Source organism: Kitasatospora sp. NPDC004799, assembly GCF_040609095.1.
Lineage (GTDB): Bacteria > Actinomycetota > Actinomycetes > Streptomycetales > Streptomycetaceae > Kitasatospora.
The window spans coordinates 1-6,145 of sequence record NZ_JBEXJK010000473.1; the positions used below are offsets into that span (position 1 = coordinate 1).

The following is a 6,145-nucleotide window of genomic DNA, read 5'->3' on the forward strand; positions in this document are numbered from 1 at the left end:
GGCGCCGTCCTGCGGGCGGCCGACGCCCACGGGGTGGCCGCCCCGACCATCGCCCGCCTGGTCCGCGACCTGGCCGAGACCGCCAACCAGTAGTCCCACTGCGCCAGCCGCGGCCCGTCCGCCGTGCCGACCGCCACGTCGATCACCTGGCTGCCGTCGGTGTCCACCCGGCCGACGGTGATCACCGTGGCGGGCAGCGAGTCGGCCCGGCCGTTGTCGGGGGTGAAGACGACGACCAGCTGCACGCCGGGCTGGAGCCGGCTGGCGGGCAGCTGGCTGCGCTTGGCCGACACCCCGACCACGATCTGCCCGGGCTGCACCGTCAGGCCCTGCGCGAGGTCGGAGCCGGTGAGCATCGCGCCGCGTTTGAGGTCGGTAGCGGCCCGCATGCCGACCGCCTTCGCCCGGTCCTGGGCCGACACCGGGCGCAGCGCCGGGTCCCCCGCGATCCGGGCGACCACCAGGTCCTCGTCGGTGATCACCTGACCCCACGGCACGTCCCGGGCCAGCGCCAGCACCGCGACCCGCTGGCCGGTGCTGTTGTAGAGGACGGCCCCGCCCAGCCCGCCGGCCGCGATCAGCGCGACCGCCATCGCCAGCACCGCCGGGCGCCGCCGCCGCGCCCGCATGGTCCGCCCGGGGGCGTGCGGCACCGCCCGCCCCCGGCCCTTGCCCGGGCCGCCCTGCTCCGGCTGCTCCGGGAGCGCCACGGACGCCGCGGCGCCCGCGGGGGTGCCGGATCCCGGCGTCGCGAACGTACGGTTCTCCACCGGGTTCCGCCCTTCCCTGGTTCGTCTCTGGCCGCTGTGGCTCGAATGGCTTGGCTGGGGTCTGGCTGGTCAGTGCGCGGATCGCCGCGCCGGCGCGCTCAGTTGAGCACCTGCATCTCGGCGACCTTGAGCTCGAAGGGCTTGCTGCTCTGGTTGATGCCGCGGATCGTGAAGGTGCGCGGGTTCGGTCCGCCGGTGACCACCACGACGGCCTCCCAGTGCATCGTCACCGTGGCGCTGAACACGCCGTTCTTCTCCCTGGCCGAGCTCGTCCCGAACTCGTAGCCGCAGTCCGGGGACTTCGCGTCGCCGTACTCGGGGGTGTACGGCGTGCCGGGGGTGGTGCAGGAGGTCTGGAGGTGGTCGCCGAAGCTCCAGTCCGCCTTCACCAGCTTGGGCGTGACGGTGACCGAGATGCCCGCGACCGCCGCGCTGCCCGGCGCGGGCAGTGCGGCGTCGTCGGCCCAGAGCCAGACCGGGGCGTGGACCACCGCCGTGTTCCGGGGCGCGGCGCGGCCCACCGGCGGCCTGAAGCGGACCTGGTCGTAGGCCTTCTGGATGGCCATGGCCTCCGCGTTGACGTTCTGCCCGCCCGGCGCGGTGGCCTCGAACACGATCTCGGCGCCGCCCTGGCCCCCGTCGGTCTGCGGGCAGACCTTCGTGTAGAGCGAGCCGTCCTTCGGGTCGTGGCCCTCCCAGGCCGGGTCCCCGGCGGGCGGCGGGTTGTCCAGCGCGCGGAAGTAGCACCCCTTGTCGCTGTTGAACCAGCCCAGCTGGGGGTCGTGACAGGCCCACGGGACGCCGTGGTAGCCGCACAGCTGCGGACCGGTGTCCGAACCGCCGCCACCGCCGGGCTGCGATCCGCCGGGTGCGGGGGTCGTTCCACCGGAATTGACGTCTATGCAGATCACGTTCGGGTAGCACTGTTCGGCCCCGCCGCCCGGCGGTTCGTCCGCGGTCGCACCCACCGCCGACGACAGCAGCAGCCCGGCCGACATCGACGCGGCGATCGCGATCCGCCGGGCCGGTTTCCGCGCGTTCAGCATGTCCGGTCCACCTCCCGTTTGAAGTCGTGGATCAACCAGTGCGATTGGAACCAGCGCAGGGACGCGGTTCCGACGTACCGGTTCAGGCGTGCCCCGGGATCCCTGGCGGCCCCGGTGACGGCGTCGACGCGGTGCCAGCCCGACAGGTCGACGCAGTCCTCGATCACGGCGGTCTGCGGATCGGCTTTCAGATCAACGGCCTTGACCACCGCGGAATTGTGCGGCGTTCCGGTCATCACCACTTTGGCGTCGCGCAGTTGCCGGAGGCCGACCAGGCTGTCGGACAGCGCCCGCCCGGAGGAGTACTGCTCCAGTGCGTAACCGTCCGAATCCGACCGCCCGAAGACCTCGGCCTGGGCCTGCCACCAGTCCTGATACGTCTTCAGGGCCAGCCGCGCCATCGCCCCTTCCGGACCGCTCGTCGGCGCGATCGAGCCGTTTACCGAACCACTCGAAGGAGTTAGCGGGTTCACTCCCGCGACGGTGGGAGCGGCCGAACCGATCCGATCGACGGAACCGCCCGCACCTCCGCTCGCACAGGCCCCGAGCAGCAACACCAGAACCGCCCCGCCGACTCCAACCGCCCCAGGGCGCAACACATTTCCGCGCTGCCGCATGGCCCCACCTCATTGCGACCGACCCGATCCGTGATCCACGGCCGCCAGGAGAATTCCGCCGTCCCGCCGATGATTCCGCTGGGGATCGATTCTTCGCCAACCCACCCCATCACGGCAACACCTCAGGCCCCCTGACCTTACGCGGAAGGCGGTTCCGTCGGGGCACTTTCCCGCCACAGCACGGCCAACAGTTCCTCGGAAAGCGACAATCCGGCCAATGCGCCCCGAACCGCGGCCCGATTGCGCATCAGGAGCCGCCCGGCGTGCGGCGGAACGAGCAGGCGCGCGCCAGGCGCACCCGAACTACCGGCCGGTTCTCCACCGTCCGTCAGCGCGGCCACGGCCGGCTGGAGATCGAGCGGGGCGACGGCCGCGGGGGCACCCGGGACGCCCTGGCCCAGGACGGTGGTCAGGGCCCGGCTGAACGACCCCTCCCCGCCCGGCCGGACGGCGTCCCGGCCGCGTCTGCCGGGGGTGTAGCGGCTGCCCGGGGTGTACCGGCCCACCCGGCCCCACAGCGGGACCCTCGGGTAGCTCAGCAGTTCGCCCGCGCCGTCCTCGCCGCGCTCCAGCGCCGTCCAGGTGTCCCGGTCGACCACCGCGTCGACCAGCAGCAGCGCCTCCTCCTGGTCCCCGTGCACCATCGCGCTGACCACCCAGTCCCAGGCCAGGCCCCGGCGGTAGGCGTTGTCGGCGGTGCTGCCGGCGGTGACCAGGGCCAGCCGGCGCCCGCGCGGGTCGGCCACCAGCTGGCCGAGCAGGCAGACCAGCAGCCAGCGGCCCGGGTGCTGGGCGGCGTCCCGGACGGCGGTGAGCATCGCGTTGGCGTCCGCGTCCGGCGGCACCGTGGTGACCCGGCAGCCGGCCGCACCGGTGTCGAAGCACATCCCGGGCAGCACCTCGGCGAGCAGCCGGGCACCGTCCGGGGCGAGCGCCGCGCCCCCGAAGGCCCGATCCGGCCCGCCGTCCGCCCCGATCACCACCAGATCGACCCCGCCCGCCATCCGGCCGTCCCCCCTCCTGCACCGTTTCTCCACCCGCCGGGCAGGCTACCGCCCGGACGGCCGCCGACGGGGCTCCCGGCCCGTCCGCTCAGGGACCATGGGCCCTATCGAGGAGCGCACCGACCGAGGACGATCGGACGCATGGAGCGTGAGGACCGTGTGGAGACCCTGAGCGAGGCCGAGTGCCTGCGGCTGCTCAGCACCGTGCCCGTCGGGCGCGTGGTGTACACCGAGCACGCACTGCCGGCCGTCCTGCCGGTCTCCTTCGAGGTCCTGGACGGGCGGTTGGTGCTCGCCGTGCGCCGGGGAAGTGCCACCGCGCGCGGGCTGGACGGCACGGTGGTGGCCTTCCAGGCGGATCTGCTGGACCCGGTCACCCGCACCGGGTGGAGCGTGCTGGTGCACGGGCGGGCCGACGCGGTGAGCGATCCCGAGCAGGTCCGGCGGGTGCTGCGCTCCGGCCTGCGGCCCTGGGTGGGCGATCCGGAGCCGCTGTTCATCGCGCTGGTGCCGGAGCTGGTCAGCGGCCGCCGGCTGTTCCCGACCGGGCCGGGCGCACCGGGCCACCGGGCGCGACGGCCGGGCACGGGTCCGGTGGGCGCCGGGCCGATGAACGCCGGACCGATGGGTGCCGGGACGGCGAGCACCGGGCCGGTGAGTGCCGGGCCCACCGGCTTCGGGCCCGTGAACACCGGTTTTCCGTCGGGCTCCTGACAGGTACCGGTGGGTAGGCATACGCTTCCGGCGTCCTGACCCCCTCCCCGGGCCCGTCCCCACCAGGAGCGCACCGTGACGACCTTCGCGTCCCTCGCCGAACTGACCGCCGCCGTCGGCACCGAGCTGGGCACCAGCGAGTGGCACACCGTCGACCAGCGGCGGATCGACCTGTTCGCCGAGGCGACCGGCGACCACCAGTGGATCCACGTCGACCCGGAGCGGGCCAAGGAGAGCCAGTTCGGCTCGACCATCGCGCACGGCTACCTCACCCAGTCGATGATCCCGGTGCTGGCGAAGGAGTGCTACGCCGTCGAGGGCGTGCGGATGGCGCTGAACTACGGCTCCGACAAGGTGCGCTTCCCGGCGCCGGTGCCGGTGGGCACCGCGATCCGGGCCACCGCCGAGCTGCTCTCGGCCACCGAGGTGCCGGGCGGGGTCCAGGCGGTGGTGCGGTTCACCGTGACCAGCGAGCGGAGCGCCAAGCCGCACTGCGTCGCGGAGACGATCACCCGCTTCTACGTCTGACGGGGCCGGGCCGGGCAGGCCCCGGGCGGCGTCCCGCCCCAGCGTCCCCGGGTACGCCGATTGGACCGCGCCGGGCCCTCCACCAGGTCCGGACGGCCCACGGCGAGTAACCTCCGACGAGATGGTTGTCATACCGCAGCAGCCCCACCCGTCGCTGCGCTGCGCGCCCCGGTCCGCCCGGTAGCCGTGACCGTCCCTGGAGGAGCCGTGCCCCGCCCCGTCCCGTGGTTCTCCCGCCTCGCCGGTCTGACCTCGCTGTTCGCCCCGCCGTCCGGCGAGCGCGCCGTCCCCGGCCTGGCCGGACTTCCCCGGGCCGCCTGGCACCGGGTCCGGACCGACGCCTTCGGCGCCGAGCCCCGGGGCGAGCGGCTGGCGCGCATCCGCCGCTCCCCGCAGTTCGCCGACGGCGCCTTCCGCAACCCGGTGCCGACCCGCCGCCTGGTGTACGAGCGCAGCCCGCTGGAGATCACCCGGGCCCAGCTGACCGGGGACAAGTCCCGCCGGACGCCGACCGCCGCCGTCCCGGTGCACCGGCTGCTCCCGGGCGACCTGACCGCACCGCCGGAGTCCGGGCTGCGGCTGACCTGGCTGGGGCACGCCACGGTCCTGGCCGAGATCGGCGGACGGCGGGTGCTGCTCGACCCGGTCTGGGGCGAGCGCTGCTCCCCCTTCTCCTGGACCGGGCCCAAGCGACTGCACCCGGTGCCGCTGCCGCTGTCCGAACTCGGGGCGGTGGACGTGGTGGTGGTCTCCCACGACCACTACGACCACCTCGACATGGGCACCGTCCGGGCGCTGATCGGGACGGGCGCGGTGTTCGCCGTCCCGCTCGGGGTCGGGGCGCACCTGGAGCACTGGGGCGTGCCGGCCGAACGGATCGTCGAGCTGGACTGGTGGGAGTCGGCCGAGGTCGCCGGGCTGACCCTGACCGCCACGCCGGCCCGGCACTACTGCAGCCGCGGACCGCGCACCAGCGCGCTGTTCCTGTGGGCGTCCTGGGTGGTGGCCGGCGGCGGGCGGCGGATCTTCCACAGCGGGGACACCGGCTACTTCCCCGGCTTCGCCGAGGTCGGCCGCCGGCTCGGGCCGTTCGACGCGACGATGATGCAGGTCGGCGCGTACAGCGACTTCTGGCCCGAGGTGCACATGACCCCCGAGGAGGGGGTGCGGGCGCACCTGGACCTGGGCGGCGAGCTGCTGCTGCCGATCCACTGGTGCACCTTCAACCTCGCGCTGCACCCGTGGGAGGAGCCCGCCGAGCGGGTGGTCGCCGCCGCCCGGGCGCTCGGCGCCCGGCTCGCGGTGCCGCGCCCCGGCAAGCCCTTCGAGCCCGCCGACCCGCCGGCCCTGCGGCTGTGGTGGCGCGCCGTCGCCGCACCTCGGACGGCATCTGCATCCGGCTCTACTCGGAGGAGGACTTCCTCTCCCGCCCCGAGTTCACCGACGCCGAGATCCTGCGCACCAAC

Annotated in this window: 7 protein-coding genes; 3 read left to right on the forward strand and 4 right to left on the reverse strand. The window is 74.3% G+C overall.

Translation table 11 applies throughout. The annotated features are described in order from the left end of the window. The 4 genes from ABZW03_RS35755 to ABZW03_RS35770 all read right to left on the reverse strand — a co-directional run. A partial coding sequence (locus tag ABZW03_RS35755) for an SAF domain-containing protein (protein WP_355268064.1) occupies positions 1–770 on the reverse strand: 770 nt, incomplete at its 3' end. A gap of 98 nt (positions 771–868) precedes the next feature. Further along, a complete protein-coding gene (locus ABZW03_RS35760) occupies positions 869–1,816 on the reverse strand; it encodes a hypothetical protein (RefSeq protein WP_355268067.1) in 948 nt (315 codons plus the stop codon). Next, on the reverse strand, positions 1,810–2,433 hold the full coding sequence (locus ABZW03_RS35765; protein WP_355268070.1) for a hypothetical protein: 624 nt from the start codon (positions 2,431–2,433) through the stop codon (positions 1,810–1,812). The genes ABZW03_RS35760 and ABZW03_RS35765 overlap by 7 nt, the downstream gene beginning before the upstream one ends. 137 nt (positions 2,434–2,570) lie before the next feature. Beyond that, positions 2,571–3,437, reverse strand: a complete 867-nt coding sequence (locus tag ABZW03_RS35770) for a hypothetical protein (protein WP_355268073.1) — start codon at positions 3,435–3,437, stop codon at positions 2,571–2,573. 141 nt (positions 3,438–3,578) lie between these two features. Here ABZW03_RS35770 and ABZW03_RS35775 point away from each other — a divergent pair, with 141 nt between their 5' ends. From ABZW03_RS35775 to ABZW03_RS35785, 3 genes are all read left to right on the forward strand, one after another. Continuing rightward, entirely contained in the window at positions 3,579–4,151 is a 573-nt protein-coding gene (locus ABZW03_RS35775) for a pyridoxamine 5'-phosphate oxidase family protein (protein ID WP_355268076.1), read from the forward strand. Between the two features lie 75 nt (positions 4,152–4,226). Then, on the forward strand, positions 4,227–4,679 hold the full coding sequence (locus ABZW03_RS35780; RefSeq protein ID WP_355268079.1) for a MaoC family dehydratase: 453 nt from the start codon (positions 4,227–4,229) through the stop codon (positions 4,677–4,679). Positions 4,680–4,973: 294 nt separating this feature from the next. Continuing rightward, the coding region (locus tag ABZW03_RS35785; protein ID WP_355268082.1) for an MBL fold metallo-hydrolase at positions 4,974–6,145 on the forward strand (1,172 nt) is incomplete at its 3' end.